This is a genomic window from Brevibacterium sp. R8603A2 (genome assembly GCF_023072605.1).
Lineage (GTDB): Bacteria > Actinomycetota > Actinomycetes > Actinomycetales > Brevibacteriaceae > Brevibacterium > Brevibacterium pityocampae.
Genome location: NZ_JALLGN010000014.1, coordinates 51,869 through 74,714, shown reverse-complemented (window position 1 = coordinate 74,714; position 22,846 = coordinate 51,869). Strand labels below are relative to the sequence as shown.

Annotated in this window: 20 protein-coding genes; 9 read left to right on the top strand and 11 right to left on the bottom strand. The window is 71.4% G+C overall.

Annotated elements, in window-relative coordinates; genetic code table 11:
* Positions 1–172: 172 nt before the first annotated feature.
* From MTQ12_RS13155 to MTQ12_RS13130, 6 genes are all read right to left on the bottom strand, one after another.
* On the bottom strand, positions 173–1,123 hold the full coding sequence (locus tag MTQ12_RS13155) for an electron transfer flavoprotein subunit alpha/FixB family protein (RefSeq protein WP_247618968.1): 951 nt from the start codon (positions 1,121–1,123) through the stop codon (positions 173–175).
* Between the two features lie 60 nt (positions 1,124–1,183).
* Positions 1,184–1,975, bottom strand: coding sequence for an electron transfer flavoprotein subunit beta/FixA family protein (locus tag MTQ12_RS13150; protein WP_247618967.1), 792 nt, complete (start codon positions 1,973–1,975; stop codon positions 1,184–1,186).
* Positions 1,976–2,060: 85 nt separating this feature from the next.
* Positions 2,061–3,284: a CoA transferase gene (locus MTQ12_RS13145; protein WP_247618966.1), complete on the bottom strand. Its 1,224-nt coding sequence runs from the start codon at positions 3,282–3,284 to the stop codon at positions 2,061–2,063.
* Positions 3,284–4,507: an acetyl-CoA C-acetyltransferase gene (locus MTQ12_RS13140; RefSeq protein ID WP_247618965.1), complete on the bottom strand. Its 1,224-nt coding sequence runs from the start codon at positions 4,505–4,507 to the stop codon at positions 3,284–3,286. Before MTQ12_RS13140 ends, MTQ12_RS13145 begins: the two co-directional genes overlap by 1 nt.
* Before the next feature lie 256 nt (positions 4,508–4,763).
* The gene (locus MTQ12_RS13135; protein WP_247618964.1) at positions 4,764–5,288 is read right to left on the bottom strand and encodes an SRPBCC domain-containing protein; all 525 of its coding nucleotides are present in this window, start codon (positions 5,286–5,288) and stop codon (positions 4,764–4,766) included.
* Between the two features lie 602 nt (positions 5,289–5,890).
* Complete coding sequence (locus MTQ12_RS13130) at positions 5,891–6,787, bottom strand: LysR substrate-binding domain-containing protein (protein WP_137318703.1); 897 nt, start codon at positions 6,785–6,787, stop codon at positions 5,891–5,893.
* A gap of 132 nt (positions 6,788–6,919) precedes the next feature.
* Between MTQ12_RS13130 and MTQ12_RS13125 the strand changes: the two genes are divergently transcribed.
* The 5 genes from MTQ12_RS13125 (at position 6,920) to recQ (ending at position 13,732) form a co-directional block, all read left to right on the top strand.
* Complete coding sequence (locus MTQ12_RS13125; RefSeq protein WP_247618963.1) at positions 6,920–7,984, top strand: CoA-transferase; 1,065 nt, start codon at positions 6,920–6,922, stop codon at positions 7,982–7,984.
* Positions 7,981–8,757 carry a CoA-transferase gene (locus tag MTQ12_RS13120; protein WP_247618962.1) on the top strand — a complete coding sequence of 259 codons (777 nt, stop codon included), beginning with the start codon at positions 7,981–7,983 and terminating at the stop codon, positions 8,755–8,757. Before MTQ12_RS13125 ends, MTQ12_RS13120 begins: the two co-directional genes overlap by 4 nt.
* An 83-nt stretch (positions 8,758–8,840) precedes the next feature.
* Complete coding sequence (locus MTQ12_RS13115) at positions 8,841–10,079, top strand: CoA transferase (RefSeq protein WP_247618961.1); 1,239 nt, start codon at positions 8,841–8,843, stop codon at positions 10,077–10,079.
* 5 nt (positions 10,080–10,084) lie between these two features.
* The gene (locus MTQ12_RS13110; protein ID WP_247618960.1) at positions 10,085–11,548 is read left to right on the top strand and encodes an MFS transporter; all 1,464 of its coding nucleotides are present in this window, start codon (positions 10,085–10,087) and stop codon (positions 11,546–11,548) included.
* A 216-nt stretch (positions 11,549–11,764) separates the two neighbouring features.
* Positions 11,765–13,732 carry a DNA helicase RecQ gene (gene recQ, locus MTQ12_RS13105; protein ID WP_247618980.1) on the top strand — a complete coding sequence of 656 codons (1,968 nt, stop codon included), beginning with the start codon at positions 11,765–11,767 and terminating at the stop codon, positions 13,730–13,732.
* Positions 13,733–13,756: 24 nt separating this feature from the next.
* Here the strand turns inward: recQ and MTQ12_RS13100 are convergent, their stop codons facing one another.
* Positions 13,757–14,050: a hypothetical protein gene (locus tag MTQ12_RS13100; RefSeq protein WP_247618959.1), complete on the bottom strand. Its 294-nt coding sequence runs from the start codon at positions 14,048–14,050 to the stop codon at positions 13,757–13,759.
* A gap of 163 nt (positions 14,051–14,213) precedes the next feature.
* Between MTQ12_RS13100 and MTQ12_RS13095 the strand changes: the two genes are divergently transcribed.
* Entirely contained in the window at positions 14,214–14,639 is a 426-nt protein-coding gene (locus MTQ12_RS13095; protein WP_247618958.1) for a hypothetical protein, read from the top strand.
* A gap of 371 nt (positions 14,640–15,010) precedes the next feature.
* Here MTQ12_RS13095 and MTQ12_RS13090 read toward each other — a convergent pair whose 3' ends face one another.
* From MTQ12_RS13090 to MTQ12_RS13075, 4 genes are all read right to left on the bottom strand, one after another.
* A complete protein-coding gene (locus MTQ12_RS13090) occupies positions 15,011–15,766 on the bottom strand; it encodes an SDR family oxidoreductase (RefSeq protein ID WP_247618957.1) in 756 nt (251 codons plus the stop codon).
* Between the two features lie 106 nt (positions 15,767–15,872).
* Complete coding sequence (locus tag MTQ12_RS13085) at positions 15,873–17,198, bottom strand: MFS transporter (protein WP_247618956.1); 1,326 nt, start codon at positions 17,196–17,198, stop codon at positions 15,873–15,875.
* Between the two features lie 264 nt (positions 17,199–17,462).
* Entirely contained in the window at positions 17,463–18,488 is a 1,026-nt protein-coding gene (locus MTQ12_RS13080; protein WP_247618955.1) for a zinc finger domain-containing protein, read from the bottom strand.
* A 37-nt stretch (positions 18,489–18,525) separates the two neighbouring features.
* Positions 18,526–19,200, bottom strand: coding sequence for a GNAT family N-acetyltransferase (locus MTQ12_RS13075; RefSeq protein WP_247618954.1), 675 nt, complete (start codon positions 19,198–19,200; stop codon positions 18,526–18,528).
* Positions 19,201–19,490: 290 nt separating this feature from the next.
* Between MTQ12_RS13075 and MTQ12_RS13070 the strand changes: the two genes are divergently transcribed.
* The 3 genes from MTQ12_RS13070 to MTQ12_RS13060 all read left to right on the top strand — a co-directional run bounded on the left by MTQ12_RS13070 (position 19,491) and on the right by MTQ12_RS13060 (position 22,792).
* Positions 19,491–20,696, top strand: coding sequence for an ATP-binding protein (locus MTQ12_RS13070; RefSeq protein ID WP_137318711.1), 1,206 nt, complete (start codon positions 19,491–19,493; stop codon positions 20,694–20,696).
* 115 nt (positions 20,697–20,811) lie between these two features.
* Positions 20,812–22,107 (top strand): Fic family protein, encoded by a 1,296-nt coding sequence (locus tag MTQ12_RS13065; protein WP_247618953.1) that lies wholly within the window; start codon positions 20,812–20,814, stop codon positions 22,105–22,107.
* A 112-nt stretch (positions 22,108–22,219) separates the two neighbouring features.
* Positions 22,220–22,792 (top strand): OsmC family protein, encoded by a 573-nt coding sequence (locus tag MTQ12_RS13060; RefSeq protein ID WP_137318712.1) that lies wholly within the window; start codon positions 22,220–22,222, stop codon positions 22,790–22,792.
* Positions 22,793–22,846: the final 54 nt, after the last annotated feature.

Here is a 22,846-nt window from a genome sequence, read left to right as displayed (position 1 = left end):
GCGGGTGCCGGGCCCGGCACGGCGCCGCCTGCAGCCGGCTCGACCCGACTGGTGGGAGCCAGGACGGTCCGGCCCGGCGCCGAGACAGCGAAATCCCGCGGTTCCGTTCTCAGGAACCGCGGGATATCGCGTTCTGGATGAGCCTCAGGGGTCAGGGCTCAGCCGGGGTGGTTCACTTGCGGGCGTTGACCGCCTCGGTCGCCTGCGGGAGGACCTGGAACAGGTCGCCCACGACGCCGTAGTCGGCGAGCTCGAAGATCGGCGCCTCGTCGTCCTTGTTGATGGCGACGATGTTCTTCGAGGTCTGCATGCCGGCGCGGTGCTGGATCGCACCGGAGATGCCGGCCGCCACGTAGAGCTGCGGCGACACGGTCTTTCCGGTCTGCCCGACCTGGTTGGCGTGCGGGTACCAGCCGGCGTCCACCGCGGCGCGGGACGCACCCACGGCGGCGCCGAGCGCATCGGCGAGCGCCTCGACCGGAGCGAAGTCGCCGGCGGTGCCGCGGCCGCCGGAGACCACGATCGCGGCCTCGTTGAGCTGCGGGCGACCGGACTGCGGCTTCTCCTCGACGGAGACGACGCGGGCGGTCTTCGAGGCATCGCTCGGGGTGAAGTCGACGGTCTCGACCGCACCGGCACCGGCGGCGGCCTCCGGGGAGACCGAGTTCGGCTTGACGGCGACGATCGGGGTGCCCTTGGTGACACGTCCGGAGACGGTGTAGGAACCGGCGAACACCGACTGCGTGGCGACGAAGCCCTCGGCGATGTCGCTGGCATCGGTGATGATGCCGGAACCGGTGCGGACGGCCGCGCGGGCGGCGATCTCACGACCGTCGGCGGTGGCGGGCACGAGCACGCCGGCGGGCTGCCGGGTCTCGATGAGGTTCGCCAGGAGCTCGGCCTGCGGAGCCACGAGGAACTCCGAGTAGGCCGGATCCGAGGCGACGAGCACCTTCTCGGCGCCGTACTCGCCGAGGGTCGAGGCGGCTGCCTCGCCCTGGGCGGCGTCGCCGACGAAAACGGCGGTGGGCTCGCCCAGGCGCTTGGCGAAGGTGAGCATCTCCAGGGTGGACTTGCGGACGTCGCCGTCCACGTGGTCTACGAGAACAAGAACTTCAGACATGGTGTGTGATCAATCCTTCAGTCAGGAGGAGTCTGTGCGATTCGGGTGCGGACCGGCGGATCAGACGAGCTTCTTCGACGCCAGCCACTCGACGAGCTGGTTGCCGCCCTCGCCCTCGTCGGTGACGATCTCACCGGCGGTGCGCGGCGGACGCTCGGTCAGCTCGACGACCTCGGTGGTGGCACCGGCGGCGCCGACCTCTCCGGCGTCGACGCCGAGCTCGGACAGCTCGTACTCCTCGAGCGGCTTCTTCTTCGCGGCCATGATGCCCTTGAAGGAGGGGTAGCGCGGCTCGTTGATCTGGTCGGTGACCGACACGAGGGCCGGCAGAGTGACCTCGATGTGCTGCGAGGCGGCATCGCCGTCGCGGCGGATCTTGGCGGTTCCGCCCGAGACCTCCAGGACGGAGGCCTGGGTCGCGGCGGGGCGGCCGAGCAGCTCGGCGACCTGCACCGGCACGACCGACATCTGGCCGTCGGTGGAGGCGAGGCCGGTGATGATGAGATCGACCGGGCCCTCCTCCTCCTCGACCTTCTTCACGGCAGCGGCGAGCACCTTCGCGGTGCCGAGGGCGCAGGAGGCCTCGAGCGCGTCGTCGACGACGTGGACGCCGGAGTCGGCGCCCATCTGCAGGGCCTTGCGCACGGCATCGACCGCGTCGTCGGGACCGACGGTGACGGCGATGACCTCGGCGTCGTCCTCGTCCTCGGCGATCTTGAGGGCGGCCTCGACCGCGTACTCGTCGAGCTCCGAGAGGAGGCCGTCGACGGAGCGGTCGACGGTGTTGTCCGACTCGAACGAGCGGTCACCGGCGGCGTCCGGGACGTACTTGACAAAAGTGACAATCCGCATGGGGAGATTCATCCTTCCTGAAGAACCTGGTACCCGTTCGAACGCGAAGACGTGCACCTTCGAAAGGGATAGCTCTCTAACGTTATCAACTGGCGATGATGCCTTCATCATGGAGTCTGCCGATCTCAGCAGATCCCAAGCCGAGGCGTTCGGTGAGGACCGCCTCGGTCGCGGATCCGAAGACCGTCGGGGAATCCTCGGCGAGGTACTCCCCGTTGACCCGGATGGGCGAGGCGCCCACGAGCATGGTGCCGAGCGCCTCGGATTCCAGGGTGCGCAGCACGCCGGCTCCCGCCGGGTCGTCCTGCGCGGCGGCGAGGGTGTCCTGCGCCACTTCGCCGAGCGAGGCATACGGCGCCCAGAGCACTCCCGACCCCTCGAGGTCGGCGGTGATCTGTGCGGCCGTGCGCGCGGCGAACCACGGCTTGAGCAGTGCTTCGAGGGTCTCCCGGTGCGTGTACCGGTTGGTCTCGAGGGCGAAGTCGGTGCCGAGGGCGGTCTCCAGGGCGGCGACCACCTCGGTCAGCCCGGTGACCTTGACGAGGTTGCCCCACTGGCGCTTGGTGATCGCGGTGATCATGACGTAGCGCCCGTCGGAGGTGGCGAAGTCCGAGCCGAACGACCCGAAGATGTGGTTGCCGTGCTTGGCGCGCTCACCGGCCGGCTGCAGGGTCTCGGTGTACCACCCGAGGTTGGCGACCGCGGCCAGCGCGATGTCCTTGAGCGCGATCTCCTCGTAGAGGCCCTCGCCGGTGGACCGGCGGTGGAGCAGTCCGGTGAGCACGGCGGTCGCGGCGGCCTGACCGCACAGCAGGTCCCAGGCCGGGAGCGCGTGGTTGGCTGGGCCGTCGACCTCGGCGGAGCCGGTGATGAGCGGGATGCCGGCCTCGGCGTTGACGGTGTAGTCGACCCCCGGCCCGCCGTCGGCCGAACCCTGCACCTTGACGTGGATGAGGTCCGCCCGCTTGCCGCGGAGCACCTCATCGGACAGGAACGGGCGGCCGACGTTGTTCTCGACGAAGATTCCGGCGTCCTCGCCCGGGGAGGTGATGAGCGCCTGCGCGAGCTCCTGGCCGGCCTCGCTGCGCAGATCTATCGCGACCGAGCGCTTGCTCCGGTTGAGGGTGCCCCAGTAGATCGACCGGCCCTCCGGCGTGATCGGCCAGCGGTCGATGTCCGGGCCGCCCTTGATCGGGTCGATCTTGATGACCTCGGCCCCGAGCTGGGCGAGGCCCAGGCAGGAGGACGGTCCGGCGACGAAGGAGTCGTTCTCGAAGACGGTGATCCCGGCGAGCGGCTTGAGCGCCATCAGGCCTCGACCCGCTCGAACACGGCCGCGAGCCCCTGGCCGCCGCCGATGCACATGGTCTCGAGCCCGTAGCGGGCGCCGCGGCGGTCCATCTCGCGCACGAGGGTGGTGAGGATGCGCACGCCGGTGCAGCCCACCGGGTGACCCAGCGAGATCCCCGAGCCGTTGACGTTGGTGCGCTCGAAGTCGGCCTTGCCGAAGTCCCACTCGCGGGTGCAGGCGAGCGCCTGTGCGGCGAAGGCCTCGTTGAGCTCGATGAGGTCGATGTCCTTCATCGTCAGGCCGGCGCGGCCGAGCGCCTTCTCCACGGCCGGCACGGGGCCGATCCCCATCCGGTTCGGCTCGACCCCGGCCACGCCCCAGCTGACGAACCGGGCGAGCGGCTTGAGGACGAGCGCCTCGGCCTTGGAGCGGGTGGTGACGATGGTCGCGGCGGCGCCGTCGTTCTGACCCGAGGCGTTGCCGGCGGTGACGGTCGCCTCGGAGTCCTGCTTGCCCATGATCGGCTTGAGCTTGGACAGCGACTCGAGGTTCGCCCCCGGGCGGATGTGCTCGTCGAGGGTGATCTGCTGCTCGGGCGTCTTGCGGGTGGCCGGGATGGTGATCGGCACGATCTCCTCGGCGAAGGTCCCGTTGTCGGTCGCGGCCGCGGCGCGGCGGTGCGACTCGACGGCGAGCTCGTCCTGCTCCTGGCGGGAGATCCCGTACTCGCGGCGCAGGTTCTCCGCGGTCTCGATCATGCCGCCGGGCACCGGGTAGTGGGTGCCGCCGGCGGTGAGGCGCCCGCGCACCAGGCTGTCCTTGAGCTCGATGTTGCCGCCGCGCACGCCCCAGCGGATGTTCTCGTTGAAGAACGCGGCGCGGCTCATGGTCTCCGCGCCGCCGGAGATGACGACCTCGGCGCCGCCGGTGGCGATCGCGGACACGCCGTCGATGACGGCCTGCAGGGCCGAGCCGCAGCGGCGGTCGACCTGGCGGCCGGGAACGGTGGTGGGCAGGCCGGCGTTGAGCGCGACGACGCGGCCGAGCGCCGGGGCCTCCATCTGCGGGTAGCACTGCCCGAAGATCACGTCGTCGATGACGTCCGGGGCGATGCCGGTGCGCTCGATGAGGGCCTTGACGACCTGGGTGCCGAGCTCCTCGGGAGCGATGTCCTTGAACTGGCCGCCGTAGGCGCCGACGGGGGAGCGCAGGGGTTCGCAGATGACGATGTCTTCAGACATGGGTGCCCTCCTGGAGGCGATGGGTGACGGGAGTCGTGACCGTATGGGTCCACTGTGTCACGGGTCATCTATACCTGTCCAGGGGGTATTCACGTTGGATTAATACTTTTTCGACAGGTAATCGGGCCCCGGGGTGGGCCCCCGGCAGGGCCTTCGGGTGGGCTCCGGTGTGCGGGCGAGGTGTCCGGTGTGCGGGCAGGGCGTTCGCGGGGAGGGGTTCAGGTGCCTTCCTCTCCACGTGCCTCCGCGGAGCCGTTCATGCGTCCTCGACGAGTGCCCGGTAGTGCGGGCACATGCCGGGGACGTAGTCGGGTTCGAAGTCGATCTCCGCGGGGTCCTCGGCGTCGGTGATCACCGCGGCGAGCCGGTCGAGGTAGAACTCCCAGCCCGGGCCGCTGAATTCCGCGGTCGCGGGATCGTCGAGGTGGTGCAGGAGGGTGACGCGACTTCCGTCGGGTGCTGCCGAGACCTCGGCGGAGAGGCGCCACGGCTGCCCGGCCCCGGCGTCGACGGTCACACCGAGCCGGTGCGGGGGCTCGCAGGCGGTGATGCGCGCGGTCTGCTCCGGGGCACCGTCCTCCGCGTTGAGTCGGATGGCGATCGTGCCGGAGGCCGGGTCCCCGGACCACGGGCCGATCCAGGCCGCGGTGCGGCTCGACTCGGTGAGCGCGGCCCAGAGATCGGCGGGTTCGACGGCGAACTCGCGGCTGATCTCGAGCGTGAGCGGGTGGTGCGCGGACAGGCGTCCGGTCGGTGTCCGTCCGGTGGGTGTCGCGGTCATGGCTCTCCTCGGCGGGCGGGTCGCGGGGGCGGTGCGGTGGTGCGCTGCGGTGGGGTGGTACTGCAGTGCTGCTGGGCTGGGGTGCTGCGGTGCTGGGGTGCTGCGGTGCGCCGTGATGCGGTGCTGCGCTGCACGGCCCCGGGATCCCATCGTACGGCGGCGGTCCGGCCGGGACCAGGGTCGCCGAGCGGGACCACGGTCGCCGGCTGGGTTCCCGGGTCGTTCCAGTGCGGATATTGGCGGGTAAGCGCACTGGAGTGGCTGCGGAGATACAGGACCGCACTGGAGTGGCTGGGGTGATGCTGGACCGCACTGGATTGGCTGGGCGAGGCCGGCACCGCACTGAAATGACTGCGGAGGGCTCCTGGGGATGACCTCGGTCTCGCCCACCCGCCGCGGGTGCCGTCGAGCTGCCACTTCTGCGCGACCCCGGCATCGACCTGCCATCTGTGCTCGAGGATCCATGGGTGCTTCGAGCGGGAGCGACAGCTCGACGGGAGGATCGAACAGAAGTGGCAGGTCGATGCGAGAGCAGGTGCTGCGGACCCTCGGCCCGCCGCTCAACCCATGGCCCGCGCCCCCTCACCCCGCGGACCCGCCGCTCAGCCCACGGTGGGGAGGGCGAGTTCGGCGGCGGCAAGCACCTCGCGCAGGGCGGGGTTGTCGTCGTCCTCGCGGTGGGCGAGGTAGACCTTGATCGGGTCGTGGTCGACGGTGAGCGGGATCGTCACCATGTTCGGGTCGTTGAAGCTCGCGACCACCGAATCGTAGGTGATGGTGATGCCCATCCCCGCGGACACGAGCGCGATGACGATCCACGAGTCCGGGGCCTCCTGGATGACGTTCGGGGTGAAGCCGGCCCGGAAGCACCAGTGGTCGATGAGGTCGCGCATGTTCGCCCCGGACTCCGCCGGCAGCAGGATGAGATCCTCGTCGGCGAGCTCGGCGATGTCCATCGAGGAGCGGCCGACGAAGCGGTGCTCGGTGTGCACGGCGACCACGGGGCGCTCCATCATCACCGGCCGGCCGGAGATCCGCGGCGGCTTGGCCTGCCAGCGGACGAGCGCGAGATCGAGCGAGCCGTCGATGACGCGGGTGAGCGCCTCGTTGGCGAAGGTCGTCGATTCGAGGTCGAGGGTGATCCCGGGTTTGCGCTGCCGGGAGGCGTAGGCGAGCTTGGCGACGAGCTTGTTCGAGGAGGCGCCGGCGAACCCGAAGCGCACATGGCCGATGTCCCCGAGGGTGGCGAGCTTGATCGATTCGCGCGCGGTGCGGGTGCTGTCGAGCACGGCGCGGGCGGGCTCGACGAGCGCGGCGCCGGCCGGGGACAGGCTCACCGAGCGGGTGGTGCGGCGGAACAGGTCGGTGCCGAGCTCGCGCTCGAGCTGCCGGATGGTGCGGCTCAGCGGCGGCTGCGCCATGCCGAGCTTGTCTGCGGCGCGACCGAAGTGGAGCTCCTCGGCGACGGCGAGGAACGCGCGGATCTGGTGTATTTCCATGCCCACATTATTGCACGTCGCGTAAAGAATGGGGGTGGTATTCGTGCGCCAGATGACTTAATGTGGAACGAGCCGCTCCTCGCACCGCGCTCGTCCACTGCCAGTATCGCGGATCCACCAGTGAAAGCGAACATGAACACAGACAAAGTCGTCGACCTCGCCGAGGCGATCGCCGCGCACGTCCACTCCGGTGACACCGTCGCGCTCGAGGGTTTCTCCCACCTCATCCCGTTCGCCGCCGGCCACGAGATCATCCGCCAGGGCATCACCGACCTGACGTTCTGCCGCATGACCCCGGACCTCATCTGCGACATGATGCTCGCCGCGGGCTGCGTGTCGAAGCTCGTGTGCTCCTTCTTCGCCTCCGGATCCGCCGGCAGCCTCTACGAGGTGCGCCGCCGCCTCGAGCACCACGACCCGGAGCCGCTCGAGGTCGAGGAGTACAGCCACCACGCGATGGTGCTGCGCTACCATGCCGGCGCGGCCCGCCTGCCCTTCATGCCGATCCGCTCCTTCGCCGGCTCCGACATCCCGTCGATCAACCCGAACATCAAGCTCGTCGCCGACCCCTACACCGGGGGCACCACCTACGTCGTGCCCCCGCTCAACCCCGACGTCACGATCATCCACGCGCAGCGTGCCGACACGAGGGGCAACGCCCAGATCTGGGGCATCACCGGGGTCCAGCAGGAGGCCGTCTACGCCGCGGAGCGGGCGATCGTCGTCGTCGAGGAGATCGTCGCGCCCGAGGTCATCCGCGCCGACCCCAACCGCACCCTGATCCCGGCCCACGCGGTCGACGCCGTATGCGTCGTCCCGCAGGGAGCGCACCCGTCCTACGTGCAGGGATCCTACGACCGCGACTGCGCCTTCTACCGCGAGTGGACACCGATCAGCAAGGATCCGCAGCGTCTGCAGGAATGGCTCGACGACCACGTGCGGAACACCGCCGACCACGCCGAGTACCTCGATGTGCTCGGACGCGACCGGATGGCCGGCCTCGCCGTCGGATCCCGGCCCTCGGGCTCGGTCGACTACGGCCGCCGCCTGCTCGGCACCGAGCTCGCCGCCGCCGAGGCCGGAGAGCACGCAGCGGCCCGCACCTCGGACGCCGCCGGCCCAGCGGACCGCACCGAGGGCACCGGCGGCGCCGCCGGCACCCCGGCCACCACGACCACCGACGGAGGGCAGGCATGAGCACCGCACCGGACTACACCCAGACCGAGCTCATCGTGTGCGCCGCCGCGCAGATGCTCGCCGGCAAGCGCACCGTGTTCGCCGGGATCGGACTGCCCACGCTCGCCGTCGACCTCGCGCACCGCACCATCAACCCCGACATCGAGCTCATCTACGAGTCCGGTGTGTCCGGCGCCCACCCAGAGGCCATGGCCGAGGGGATCGCGGACTCCGTCGTCGTGTCCGGGGCCGAGGCGGTCGTGAACATGCAGGCGCTGTTCGGCTACGTGCTCCAGGGCGGGAACGTCGACGTCGGCTTCCTCGGCGCGGCGCAGATCGACCGGCACGGCTCGCTCAACACCACGGTGATCGGCGACTGGGACCGGCCGAAGGTGCGGCTGCCCGGATCCGGCGGGGCGACGGACATCATGGCCAACGCCGGGGAGATCTTCGTCATCGTCCGCCGCCACGACCTCTCCGCCTTCCCGGAGGCGGTCGACTTCGTCACCTCACCCTCGCCGGTCCGCGCCCGCGAGGCCGCCGTGGGCATCCAGCCGGCCGGCCACGGCGTGAGCGTCGTCATCACGCCGCTCGGCGTGCTCCAGCGCACCGACAAGTACGGCGAGCTCGAGCTCACCCATGTGCATCCCGGCGTCACCGTCGAGCAGGTGCGGGAGAATACGGGCTGGGACCTCGCCGTCGCCCCCACCGTGGAGACGACCGCGGAGCCCACCATCGAGGAGGTGCGCCTGCTGCGCGACGAGATCGACACCGTCAGGCTCTACCTGCGCTGACGCGCACGACCGACCAGGCCGCCACCGGCCGCCAGACCGATCGCCCGCCGTCACCACCGGCGGGCGGCAACAGGAGGAGACACGTGGACACCACGGCTCAGGACAGCAAGGCGCAGGACCTGCGCGAGCGCTTCTCGCGCACCGGCAACGGCCCCCTCTCCGGCATCATCGTCGCCGATTTCGGCCGTGTGCTCGCCGGCCCCTACGCGACGATGCTGCTCGCCGACCTCGGCGCGACGGTGATCAAGGTCGAGAGCCCCGGCGGCGACGACACCCGGCTGTGGAAGCCGCCGGTGCGCGAGGACGACGCGACCTACTATTTGTCGGTCAACCGGAACAAGACCGACGTCGTGCTCGACTTCCGCAAGGAGGAGGACCTCGCGCTCGCCCGTGAGCTCGCCCGGCGCGCCGATGTCATCGTCGAGAACTTCAAGCCCGGCGGGCTGGAGAAGTTCGGGCTCGACCACGCGACCGTCGCACGGACCAACCCGGACGTCATCTACTCCTCCGTCACCGGCTTCGGGCCGAACAACCCGCAGCCCGGCTACGACCTGCTCGTCCAGGGCCTGTCCGGATTCATGAGCCTGACCGGCGACGCCGACGGTCCCCCCTACCGCGGTGGCGTGGCGGTGTTCGACGTCATCACCGGCCTCCACACGACGATCGGCATCCTCGCCGCTCTCCAGCACCGCAACCGCACCGGGGAGGGGCAGAAGGTCGACACCAACCTCCTGTCCTCGGCGCTGTCCGGCCTCGTCAACCAGACCTCCGCCTACGTGGCCGGCGGCGTCGTGCCGCACCGCATGGGCAACGAGCACCCGAGCCTCTACCCCTACCAGCCGATGCCCACGCAGGAGGGCGACCTCATCGTCGCCTGCGGCAACGACCGCCAGTTCGCGGTGCTCGCTAACGCCGTCGAGCGCCCCGAATGGCTCACCGACGAGCGCTTCGCCACCGCCTTCCCGCGCAACAGCAACCGCAAGGCGCTCGAACCGCTGCTCATCGAGGCGCTCTCGCACCGCACCGCGCAGGAGTGGTACGAGCTGCTCACCGCCGCCGGCCTGCCGTGCGCCCCGATCAACTCGATCGAGCAGGGCGTGCAGCTCGCCGAGCGGATCGGCCTCGAGCCCGTCGTCGAGGTGACCACCGGGGACCGTGCGATCCCCACCGTGCGCAACCCGATCTCGCTGTCGAAGTCCCCGGTCGTCTACGACCTCGCCCCGCCCGCGCTCGGGCAGGACACCGAGCTCGTGCGCGCCTGGCTGAACGAGGACTACACCCGCCCCGACGAGGCCGCACCGCAGCGACCCGCCGAGGCCTGAAGGGCGTGACCGACGCCGCAGGACCGCACCCGGTCCCGGAACGCGACCCCGCCCAGGGGCGCGGACCGGGACCGGAGCGCGTGCCGGAGAAGCAGGAGAAGCCGGAGAAGCAGGCCGAGCCCGGCCGGCTCGCCTACCTCGCGATGCTCGGCACCACCACGGTCGGTGCGCTGTCGGGCAACGTCATCAACGCCCCCCTCCACCGGATCCAGCAGGATTTCGGGGCGACCGACAGCCAGACGGTGCTCGCGGTGTCGGCCTTCACCGTGTCGATGGTGATCTTCGTGCCCTTCACCGGGTGGCTGTGCGATCGCTTCGGCACCGTGCGGATCGTGCTCGGAGGACTCGCGATCATGATCGTCGCGCAGGCCTTCGCCGCATTCTCGGTCAACCTCGAGATGCTCATCGTGCTCCGGGTGGTGCAGGGGATCGCGTGCTCGACCTTCCCGCCCGGTGTGCAGCGCGCCCTCGTCGCGCTGTGGCCGTCGAAGGGCCAGGCCGCGATGGCGGCGTGGGCCTCAGCGATCGGTGTCGGCCAAGCCGTCGGACCGCCGGTCGGCGGCGTGGTCTCGGAGATCTTCGGCTGGCGCGCCGTGTTCATTCTGCAGGCCTCCCTGTGCCTTCTCCTCGCCGTCGTCATCGTCGTCGCCGTGCCCAAGGTGCGCGGGCGGCAGGCGCCCATCCACGGCATCGGGATGGCGGTGCTGATGATCGCGATGGGGGCCTCGGTCCTCCTCGTCACCCTCGTCGGGCAGCGCGCGGACCCGCTCGCCGAGGCCGTCGTGGCGATCATCGCCTCGCTCGGCCTCGTCGTCTACGTCGTGCTCGCCGCGCGCTACCCGGAGACCCTGTTCGAGCCGCGCTCGCTCCTCGAGAAGCGCTACATCCGCGGCACCGTGTCGGCGGGCTCGACGATGTTCATCATGGGGGTGTGCCTGGTCAGCCTGCCGCTCTACCTGGGCGAGCGGCTGGGCCTGACACCGGGCCCGGTGGGCCTCGTGGTGTTCGCGATGGCCTTCGCGATGGCGGTGTCGGGCCGACTCACCTCGTGGCTGTCGGCGAAGCTCTCGATGCGCACCGTGATCGAGATGGGGCTCGGGGTCCTCATCTTCGCGCCGCTCGTGCTCGGCTGGTGGACCTCGCGCGAGTCCGACTCCGCCAGGGTCCAGGTGGCGGTCGTCATCGTGCTCCTCCTGCTCATCGGCGCCGGGCTCAATGCCGGGCAGAGCATCGCGGCGTACGCGATCTCGCGCTCGCTCGCGGCGAAGAACTCCATGGCCTTCGGGATCCACAACACCTCCCGCTTCATGGGGATGGCCACGGGATACGCCTGGGCCGCGCTGATCTACCCGCTCGGTGCGCCGGTGCTCCTGTACGCCGGCGCCTCTGTCGTCGCGCTCGTCGCGCTGCTCACCACGGTGATCGGCGGCCCCGCAGGGCAGGTCGAACCGGCGCGCGAACCCGTCTGAGCCGGGCGGCTCGGGGTGCCGGGACGCGGGTCGGCTGCGCCCTCCCCGCGGGGTGTCCGCGGCGACCCGTAGGCTGGAAGCATGGACGAGGCCGCGCACCCCCACCCCACCGCAGCACCACCCGTCACCGCAGCACCACCCGTCGAACCGGCACCGCCGACGGCCGTCGGTGAACCCGAGGTGCCCGGCGAGTCTGTCATGTCCGGCGCGGACACGATGTCCACCGATGACCCCGCGCCTGGTGACCCGGGAGCGGGTGCGGGGGAGTCGGCGGGCGCCTCGGTGACGGTGGACGACCCGCCCGGGGGAGGGCCCGGCGAGTCGGACTCGGCTCCCGCCGGCTCCCCGGAGGCGCTGCGGATCCTCTCCGAGGTCTTCGGCTACGACTCCTTCCGCGGCGACCAGGGTGCAATCATCGACCACGTCGCCGGCGGTGGGGACGCAGTCGTCCTCATGCCCACCGGCGGCGGCAAGTCGCTGTGCTACCAGATCCCCTCGCTGCTGCGCCCGGGCACCGGGATCGTCGTCTCCCCGCTCATCGCCCTCATGGCCGACCAGGTCGCCGCGCTCGAATCGCTCGGCATCCGGGCGGCGTTCCTCAACTCCTCGCTCGACCCCAACGAGGCGCGCGCCGTCGAGGCGGCGTTCGAGGCCGGCGAGCTCGACCTCCTCTACATGGCCCCGGAGCGGCTCGTCCTCGAACGCACCCGCGCCCTGCTCCGGCGCGGGCACGTGTCGCTGTTCGCCATCGACGAGGCCCACTGCGTCTCCCAATGGGGGCACGACTTCCGGCGCGACTACCTGGGGCTGTCCCTCCTCGCCGAGGAGTTCCCGCAGATCCCGAGGATCGCGCTCACCGCGACCGCCACCCGCGCCACCCACGAGGAGCTCACCGAGCGGCTCCGGATGGGCCGGGCCCGGCACTTCGTGTCGAGCTTCGACCGGCCGAACATCCAGTACCGGATCGTGCCCAAGGACCAGCCGCGCAAGCAGCTCATGGACTTCATCGCCGGTGAGCACTCCGGTCAGGCCGGGATCGTCTACTGCCTGTCGCGCAAGAGCGTCGACGCCGTCGCGCAGGCGCTCGACGCCCGCGGGATCCCGGCCCTGCCCTACCACGCGGGCATGGACGCCGCCGACCGCGCCCGGAACCAGGCCCGGTTCCTCCACGCGGACGGAATCGTCATGGTCGCGACGATCGCGTTCGGGATGGGCATCGACAAACCCGACGTCCGGTTCGTCGCCCACCTCGACCTGCCGAAGTCGATCGAGGGCTACTACCAGGAGACCGGGCGAGCCGGTCGCGACGGCCTCGCCGCGACCGCCTGGATGGCCTACGGGCTCGGCGACGTCGTCAACCAGCGGCGGCTCATCGACTCCGGGGAGGGCTCGGCGGAGTTCCAGCGCAGCCAGCGCGCCCACCTCGACGCGATGCTCGCCCTGTGCGAGACCGTCGACTGCCGCCGCGTCCAGCTGCTGCGCTACTTCGGACAGGAGTCCGAGCCGTGCGGCAACTGCGACACCTGCCTGAACCCGCCGCGCACCTGGGACGCGAGGATCGCGGCGCAGAAGCTCCTGTCCGCGCTCATCCGGCTCGACCGCGAACGCGGCCAGCAGTTCGGCTCCGGCCAGGTCATCGACGTGCTGCTCGGCCGCGACAACCCGCGCTCCGCGCAGTCCCGGCACGAGGAGCTCAGCGTCTGGGGCGTGGGCGCGGAGCTGTCCGAGAAGCAGTGGCGGACCGTCATCCGGCAGCTCATGGCCGCCGACATCGTCGCCGCGGCCGGTGAGTACAACGTGCTGGTGCCCGGACCCCGCGCCACCGGGGTGCTCCGCGGGGAGGAGAACGTGCATCTGCGCGACGACCCGGAGCCGGCCCGGGCGTCCCGCCGCTCCCGCAGTGCGAGCGGTGCGGGAGGGGCCCGCGCCTCGGCGGCGGACGGGCTGGAGGGTGCGGACAGGGAGCTGTTCGAGGCGCTGCGCGACTGGCGCACGGAGACCGCGCGGGAGAAGAAGATCCCGCCCTACATGGTGTTCTCCGACGCCACGCTCGTCGGCATTGTCGAAGCCCGACCGGCCTCGATCGGTGCGCTCGGCACCGTGAGCGGGGTGGGCCTGAAGAAGCGTGCCGAGTACGGCGAGGCGATCCTCACCGTCGTCGCGGAGGCCGCCGCGGGGGAGTGATGCCGACCTCCGGGGCGGTGCGGGTCAGGGTAACCGGACGGCGTCGAGGACGAGAGCGTTCTCACCGCGGAAGGTGAAGTCGGAGAGCTCCTCGGACACCGTCAGGCGGGTGCTCGACCCGGGGTCGGCGAGGTCGACGAACTCGAGCTGCGGGACCGGGGAGCCGGCGTCGCGCTGTGCGACGGATTCCGCCTGATGGACGATCACCGCCTCGGTGCCGTCGATCCAGGCGCCGTGAACGGTGTCCGGGGTGAAGTCGCCGTCGAGCATGCGGGCCGCCACCGGCTCCGGGCTGCCGTCGATCGCGTCGATCGGCACCTGCTCGAACGCTCCGGTCTGATCGAGCCAGACGACCGCAGCGGCCCCGCCTTCGACTGCTCCGCGCGGTTCGCCCCAGCCGAGGAACCCGTCCCCCGGGGGAGTCGACCACGCGCTCCGTGACTGTGCCGTCGGCGGTGTCGATCGCGCGGAGTCGGATTCCGTGCCCCAGTCCCTCGTCGGGGTGGACGCGCTCGGTGAGGACCATCGTCCCGTCGATGCAGGGGTGGTCCCCGGTGCGGCCCTCGAGGATCCCCGGTTCGATGGGCGCGTCGAGCTGCTCGGCCCTGCCCTCGCGGACTGTCCAGAGATGCCCGTCGTCATCACTGGAGTCCGACCCGGTGAGCACCGCTGTGGTGCCACCGCAGACGGCCGACGCCACCGGCCTGCCATCGATCTCGGCGCGGGTGGTGACCCCGGTGTCGCCGATCTCGACGACCTCGGTGCCCTTCCCTCCCGCACGGACGACCGTCGTCGAATCCTCCCGACCGAGCAGGTGGCCGCCCCCGCCGTCGCCGAAGCTCCCCAGCCGCTCGGTCACCGGGTCCGTCCCGTACCGGGTGACGATCCGGCCGCTGCGGAGCACTAGGCTCTCGCCCTGCACCTCGAGCTCGGCGTCGTCCCTGCCCAGATCGAAGCGGTCGAGCGAGCCGTCCGGCCGGACCGTGAGCAGGGAGTACTCGGATCCGCCTTCGGCGCTCTCCACCGCGGAGCCGATCAGCGCCGCCGTGTACAGCGACAGGTCGAGGTCCTCCGGGGCCCGGTCGCCGCCGAGCGCGCACCCGCCCAGCACGGCGGTGGACATCGCTGCGGTGGCCAGGGCGATCGTGCGGAGGAGAGACATGATGGCTCCACGCTAGCGGTTCCCGTGACCGGGGAGCGGAATCGGAGCACGAGAAGGGCCGCCCCACCCATCGGTGAGGCGGCCTTCGCGGTGGCCGTTGCGGGGTCCGGGCGGGGTCACACCCCGCCGATGAGGCCCTTTCCGCCGTCGAGCACGAGCACCTGACCGGTGATCCAGCTCGCCTCCTCGGACAGGAGGAAGGCCGCGGCGGCCGCGATGTCCTCCGGGGTGCCCAGGCGCTTCATCGGGTAGCCGGCGGCCACACCCTCCTCGTCCTTCGCGTAGAGCGCCTCGGCGAACTTCGTCTTGACGACGGCCGGTGCCACGGCGTTGACGCGCACGTCCGGGCCGAGCTCCATCGCGAGCTGCTTGGTGATGTGGATGAGCATGGCCTTCGAGGAGCCGTAGAAGCCGATGTTCTCCGGCTGGCCGAGGCCGGCGACGGAGGCGACGTTGAGCACGCGGCCGCCGCGCTCGGCGAAGGACGCCCGGTAGACCTTCTGGGTCCACGACAGCGCGGACATGTCGTTGACCTCGAACACCTTGCGGGCCGCGCCGAGGTCGAGATCGATCATGGGTCCGTAGACCGGGTTGATGCCGGTGTTGTTGACGAGGATGTCGATGGGGCCGAAGGTCTCGGTGACCTTCGCGATGACCTCGTCCTGGTGCTCGGGCCGGTCGGCCTTGCCGGCGACGGCGAGCGCGTGCTCGGGGCCGCCGAGCGCCTCGACGGCGGTGTCGAGTGCCTCCTGGCCGCGGGCGGTGATGGCGACCTTGGCGCCCTCGTCGACGAGGCGCTGGGCGATGCCCAGGCCGATGCCGCGCGAGGCTCCGGTGACGATGGCGACGGTGTTCTCGAATCGACGGGTCATGACTCTCCTCTGTTCCCGGTGCGATGGGGGTGTCGTGGACCGGGCTCAGCCTTTGAACACGGTTCGAACGATTGTTTACTACCTTCACCCATGGGTGGCCCCCGCGTCAATCGGCGGGCGCGGACCCGCGGGGATCTCCGGCGCCCGGAGCCGGGGCGCGACCGGTCGAGGCGCCCGCTGCCGGGGTGCGGCCGGCCGGGGCGTCCGCAGTCGAGGTGCCGGCGGCCGGTGTGCCCGCCGACGGGGAGCCCGGCCCGGAGAGGTCGATGACCGAGCGGCTGCGGGACCGTGCGTGGGTGACCACCGCCGCCGCGGTCACCACCAGGCCGATGGCGGTGAGTCCGGCACCGGTGAGCGCCGGCGCGCGCAGTCCCAGGCCGGCATCGATGACGACGCCGCCGAGGAACGCCCCGATGGCGTTCGCGAGGTTGAAGGCGGCGTGATTCATGGCCGCGGCGAGGGAGGGGGCGTCGCGGGAGTCGCGGAGCAGCCGGACCTGGAGCGCGGTGGTGAAGATCGAACCGCAGATGCCGAGCAGCACCACGCACGCGATCGCGGCCCAGACGAAGTGCGCCAACGCGCCGAAGGCGAGGAGGACGATGCCGAGGCCGCCGATCCCGAGCAGCGCGGTGCGTTCGATCGAGCGGTCGACGAGCGGCCCGACGATGAGCGAGCCGGCGGTCATCCCGACGCCGAAGCACACGAGCACCCAGGGGACGCCCGCTGCGGGGATGCCGGTGAGGTCCGTCATCGTCGGCGCGATGTAGGTGTAGACGGCGAACATCCCGCCGAAGCCCACGGAGCCCGCGATGAGTGTGAGGATCACCTGCCGGCGCTTGAGGGTGCGGAGCTCTCCGCGCATCGACGGGGCGGCCGCGGGTGCGGTGGTGGGGACGAGGGCGAGGATCGCGAGCAGGGTGGCGAGGCCGATCGCGGCCACGAGGGCGTAGGCGACGCGCCAGCCGAACGCCGCTCCGAGGGCAGCCGCGGCGGGGACGCCGACGATGTTCGACACGGTGAGCCCGAGCATCACCCGGGCCATCGCGGTGCCCCGGCGCTCCGGGCGCGCCAGCGACGCGGCGACGATCCCGGCGACACCGAGGAACGCGCCGTGCGGCAGGCCGGTGAGGAACCGCGATCCGAGCAGCGCGCCGAGGCTCGGCGCCAGCGTGGAACCGATGCTCCCGAGGACGAAGACGACCATGAGGCCGAGCAGCAGGCGCCGCCGGTCCACCTTCGCTCCGAGCACCGTGATGAGCGGTGCGCCGACGACCACGCCGAGCGCGTAGAGCGAGACCGCGTGGCCCGCTTTGGGCAGGCTCGCGTCGAAGCCGGCGGCGATCTGCGGGAGCAGACCCATGGTGGCGAACTCGGCGGTGCCGATGCCGAAGGCGCCGATCGCGAGCGCGAACACGGCGAGGCGGGCGGCCATGGATCCTCCTCCGGGGGCGACGCGCACATCGATCGACGCGCGCGGGTGGGGTGACGGGTGGGGCAGACGGGTGCGGTACGCCGGTGATGCACGGCGGCGGGACGCTTCGGGCTCGGGCTCGGGCTCTGGCACTGGCTCGGATCCGGGGCCGGGCCGTGCGGATGACCGGCGGGTGGGGCCGAGTGGACCAACGGCCGACCGGCCGGGTCTATTCCCACTCCGGTGCGTTCGGTCGTGTCGCGGCGCTCGGTCGAGCCGGTGCGCTCAGTCCAACCAGGCCCCGCGGTCCCAGGAGGCGCGGCGCTTCCGCGCGGTCTGGCAGCGGGGGCACCAGTAGACGGCGCGACCGGCGACGGTCGCGTCGCGCACCGGGGTGTCGCACAGGCGGCAGGGCAACCCCTGCCGGTGGTAGACGTAGAAGGACTTCTCGCGCGGGACGACATCGGGGTCGTCGTCCCCGTTCTGCCGGGTGCCGCGCGAGCGCTCCCGGATGATCGGGTGGATGTCGCGGTGCTCGGGCTCGGTGGTGACGATCCGCCCGGTGCGCGCGCCGTAGCCGATGAGCGGCACGAGGTCGTCCCACAGGCCGCGCACGATCCCCGCGGTGAGCTCGGTGCCGGGCACGAACGGGTCCAGGCGGGCGCGGAACAGGAGCTCGGCGCGGTAGATGTTGCCGATCCCGGCGACCACGGCCTGGTTCATCAGCTGGGTGCCGATCACCGTCCGCGACCGCCGCACCCGTTCGACGAACACGCGCGGGTCCGCATCGGCGCGCAGCGGGTCGGGTCCCAGGCGGTCGATGATCGCCTGCCGCTCGGCGGGTTCGAGCACGGCGCAGGCGGTCGGCCCGGTGAGGTCGGCGAGCCCGTGCGGGCCGACGACCCGCAGCCGGACGTTCTCTCCGGGCGCGAGGTGCCGCCACGAGTGCTGGTCCGCGGGGCCGGCGCCGGTGCCCGGGGTGCTCTCCTGCTCGCCGAGGCGCCTGCGCGGGGCGCCGATCGCGTGGACCCGGGAGAACTCCTGATCCCCCGCGAAGGTCCACGAGCCGTAGAGGCCCAGATGGACGTGGACGAAGGACTCCGCCGCGCCGTCGTCGAGCGCGCGTTCCTCCGGTGCGAAGCCGAGGAACAGATGCTTGCCCACGGCCTCCGCGCTCACGAGGATCTGCCCGGTGAGCCGGGCGGCCCCGGCGGCGAACCGGCCCTGCGGGCTCGACAGCGCGAGCCGGGCACCGCGGAAGCCGTCTTCGAACGCCGAGGCGAGGCGGTGGATCGTATGGCCCTCGGGCATCAGCGCGCCCCCGCCGTGCCGGTGGAGAGCAGCCGGGTCATGCGACCTCTTTGAAGAACCAGCAGCGGTCGTCCGGGGCCGTCGCCGAGGAGGCGAGCAGCTCGTCCTCGATCCCACCGAAGGTGAAGGGCGGCTCGTCGCCGTTCTCGAGGACGACGAAGCCAGCACGGTGCACGAACCCGGCGAGCGCCTCGGGAGCGGCGCCGGTGAGCAGGGCGCGGGTGGGCAGTCCGGCCTGCCCGAGCACCTGCGGTGCGAGGCCGAGCAGCACGGTGGCGATGCCGCGGGAGCGGAATTCCGGTGCCGTGGCGAGCGCCCGGACGAAGAGCGCGGTGCCGTTGTCGTAGCTCACCGCGGTGAGGACGAGCGCGCCGGCGAGGGTGCCGGAGGCGTCGCGGACGACGAGCCCGGTGTCCTGCGGCTCAAGAGCGAAGCCGGTGGGCGCGGACGGCGGTGCGCCGGGGGCGGGGTCCGTCGGCTCGGCAGGCTCGGGGGTGGGTCCCGTCGGTGCCGGCGGTTCGGCAGATTCCGTCTGCTCGGCAGGTCTCGACCCTGCGGCGCCGGTCGCCTCGCGGATGAGCGCGGCGGTCTCCTCGCGCCCCTCGTCGACGAGGAGGTCGAAGGAGAACCCGGCATCGACGAGGGTCTGCGCCCAGCGCACGTGCCGCTTCTTGACCGCATCGTTGTGCAGTCCGGGGTAGAGGATCGCCATGCCCGCCACAGTATCGCCTCGACCCGGCATCGTTCCTCGAGCCCGTCGATGCGAGTGTTTCTCTCCCGGGCGATGGAATCTCCGGCGCTCCCGGCCGAGACGGCGATTTCTGGTTGCTGTTCGGAGAAACAGCTGCATCCAGGGAGTAAGGCCCGTCCGGGAAGGAAGGCCCATCCAGGAATGAAGGCCCGTCCAGGGAGGAAGGCCCGTCCGCGGAGCAGCCGCATCCGGCGGCCCGGCCTCGTATGTCGCTGGGGCTAGAGCGGGCTAGAGGCCGGTACCGTGAGGCCATGGACCCGATTCGCAACCCCTACGCCCCCGGCGCCGGCCAGCGCCCGCCGGAGCTCGCCGGCCGCGACACCGAGCTCGACATGTTCCAGGTCGTGCTCGAGCGGATCGCCCGCGGCCGGCCCGAGCGCTCCCTCGTGCTCACCGGATTGCGCGGCGTCGGCAAGACGGTGCTCCTCAACAGCCTGCGCTCCTCGGCGGTGCGGTCCCGGTGGGGGACCGGCAAGATCGAGGCGCGCCCGGACTCCGAGCTGCGCCGGCCGCTGTCCGCCGCACTCCACCAGGCGGTGCGCGAGCTCGGGATCCGCGACGAGGACTCCCGCAACCACGTCCTCGGCATCCTCAAGGCCTTCGCCCAGCGCAGCGCCGGTGCCGACGCCAAGCTCCGCGACAAGTGGCAGCCGGGCATCGACGCCCCGGCGGTGACCGGACGCGCGGACTCCGGTGACATCGAGATCGACCTCGTCGAGCTGTTCACCGACATCGCCGGGCTCGCGCAGGACGGCGGCAAGGGGGTGGCGATCTTCATCGACGAGATGCAGGACGTGCAGCCGGCCGACGTGTCCGCGCTGTGCGCCGCCTGCCACGAGATCTCCCAGCTCGGACTGCCGTTCGTCGTCGTCGGCGCCGGGCTGCCGCACCTGCCGGCGGTGCTCTCGGCGTCGAAGTCGTACTCCGAGCGGCTGTTCCACTACCGGCGCATCGACCGGCTCGACCGGGAGCAGGCGGACCGCGCACTGCGCACCCCGGCGCTCGACGAGGGCGCGGACTTCACCGCCGAGGCGCTCGCCGCCCTCTACGAGGCGACCGACGGGTACCCCTACTTCGTGCAGGCCTACGGCAAGGCGGCCTGGGACGTCGCCCCGAAGTCCCCGATCACCGCCGAGGACATCACCGTCGCCGCACCCGCGGCGCAGAACGAGCTTGCCGTCGGCTTCTTCGGTTCCCGCTACGAGCGGGCAACCCCGGCCGAGCGGGAGTACATGAAGGGGCTCGCCGATCTCGAGGTCCGCGAGGGTGCCTCGCCGGATCCGACAGGGGTCGCGACGAAGGACCTCGCCGAGCACCTCGGCCGCAAACCGCAGTCGCTGTCCCCAGCGCGCGACGGCCTCATCAAGAAGGGCCTCGTGTTCTCCGCCGAGCGCGGCCGCATCGCCTTCACCGTGCCCCACTTCGGGCGGTACCTGAGGTCCCAGCCGGAGCTGTGACGGGGCGGAACAGATGGTGGGCGCGGGGGCGGTCTGCCGGTCTGCGACCTTTTGGTTGCTTACTTTAAGGCTTAAACTCAACAAGTAGGGGTCGAGCGTTCACTTTAGGAGCTACATGGGTATCTGGGAGTCTGCCGAATGGGTCGTCGCTGAGACTTCGGGTATCCCGCGCCGTGATCGGAAGGCCGGAATCTACCGCACTTATTTGCCGGACGCGCTCGTGGGCATGCCGCTCGTCCTCGGTCGCGAGGTCGACGCGCGTGTGGCTGAGGCCGAACAGGCCGTGCGCCGGCTCGATCGGCGCGCCGGAACGGACCTGGCCGGAGTCTCGCGGTACCTGTTGCGCTCGGAGGCGATCGCTTCCTCGCGCATCGAGGGGATCGTACCGAACCCCCGGAATGTCGCGCTCGCGGAGCTCGGTCTGTCCGAGGAGGTCTCGGGGATCAGCGAGCAGGCGCAGCTCGTCGCGAACAATATGACGATCGTGAAGTCCGCGACCACGGCTCTCGTCGCCGCTCCGACGGTGCAGATCGACGACGTGGTCAGCCTGCAGCGCGCGTTGCTTCCGGATGCGCCTCGGATGCACGGGGTGCGGGGGCGCCAGAACTGGATCGGCGGATCGGCCCGTCATCCGCTCGATGCAGACTTCGTGCCACCCGCGCCCGAACACGTGCCCGGGCTGCTCGAGGACTGGATCACGTATCTCAATGGGGCAGCTCATTCCCCGGTCATCCAGGCGGCACTCGTCCATGCGCAGTTCGAGACGATCCATCCCTTCGCCGACGGCAACGGTCGAGTGGGACGTGCTCTCATCCACACGGTGCTCGCCCGGCGCGGACTGACCTCCGGGGCAGTGCTGCCGGTCAGCCTCGTGCTGTCGACGCTCAGCGGAGCGTACGTCGCTGGGCTGACCGCCTACCGCCATGCCGGTGCACCCGGTTCCTCCGACGCCATCGAAGCCGTGGAGCGGTGGATCACCACCTTCGCCGACGCGGTGATCGAAGCGAGCACCCAGGCTCTGAGCTTCGCCGAGGACCTCGACGACCTGCGCGGACAGTGGAACGAGCGCCTGGACGGGCACCGTCGGCGTGAAGGCAGGACTCGCCGACTGCGCAGCGATTCGGCCGTGACGCTCGTGCTCCGGGACCTTCCGGGGTCGCCGGTGCTCACACCGGCGACCGTGCAGCGGATCCATGACGTGACCGCGGCAGCCGCGGTCAAGGCGCTCGACGAACTCGAGGCCGCTGGAATCCTCGAGACCCGAGCGATCGGCAAGCGCCGACGCGCATACATCGCCTCAGAAGTCCTCGATCTCGTGGCGGCCACCGAGCGGCGGTTGGCGAGCACTCGATTCGACACCCGGCTGGGCCCACCGGTGCGTCCGGTCCCGGTCAAACCGCCCACACCCTGAAGCACGCCCCGCCGGCAGCGGCCGTGCCCGGACATGACATCCGGTGACGCCGGATGACGGGAGACGACGGGACTCCGACCCCGCTCGCGCCTCGGCGGCGAGAATCCACACCATGACAACAACAGCACCGGCCGCCCAGACGGCCCACCCGACCACCGTCCCCACGACCTCCGCCGCCGAGCGCGCCGAGCGCCTGACCCGCGCCGGGCAGGAGTGGAGCGAGCGCATCGCCGCCGACCGCACGAGCGCCCACCTCACCAGCCGCGCGACCGCAGCCGGCGTCGGCACCGTCGCGACCACCGTGCGCGCCGGACGGCACGCGTTCATCGTCGACGAACCCGCGGCCCTCGCCGGGGACGACGCCGGGCCGAGCCCGGTCGACTACGTGCTCGGCGCGCTCGCCGGCTGCCAGGTCGTGGTCTACCGGCTCTACGCCCAGACTCTCGGCATCCCGTTCGACGAGATCGCCGTCACCGCCGAGGCCGATCTCGATGCCGCCCGCCTGCTCGGTGCCGACGACTCGGTGCGCCCGGGCTTCTCCGAGGTCCGCATCCAAATCACCCTCAGCGGTGAGGAGACCCAGGAGCGCTACGAGGTGCTGCGCGCCGCCGTCGACGCCAACTGCCCCGTCCTCGACATCATCGAGAACCCGGTGCCGGTGCGCACGACCGTCACCCGCGGCTGAAGGGCGCGGGTCCCGGACGGCCCGGCCCGGTACGCTGGCGGTGTCGTCGAAGGG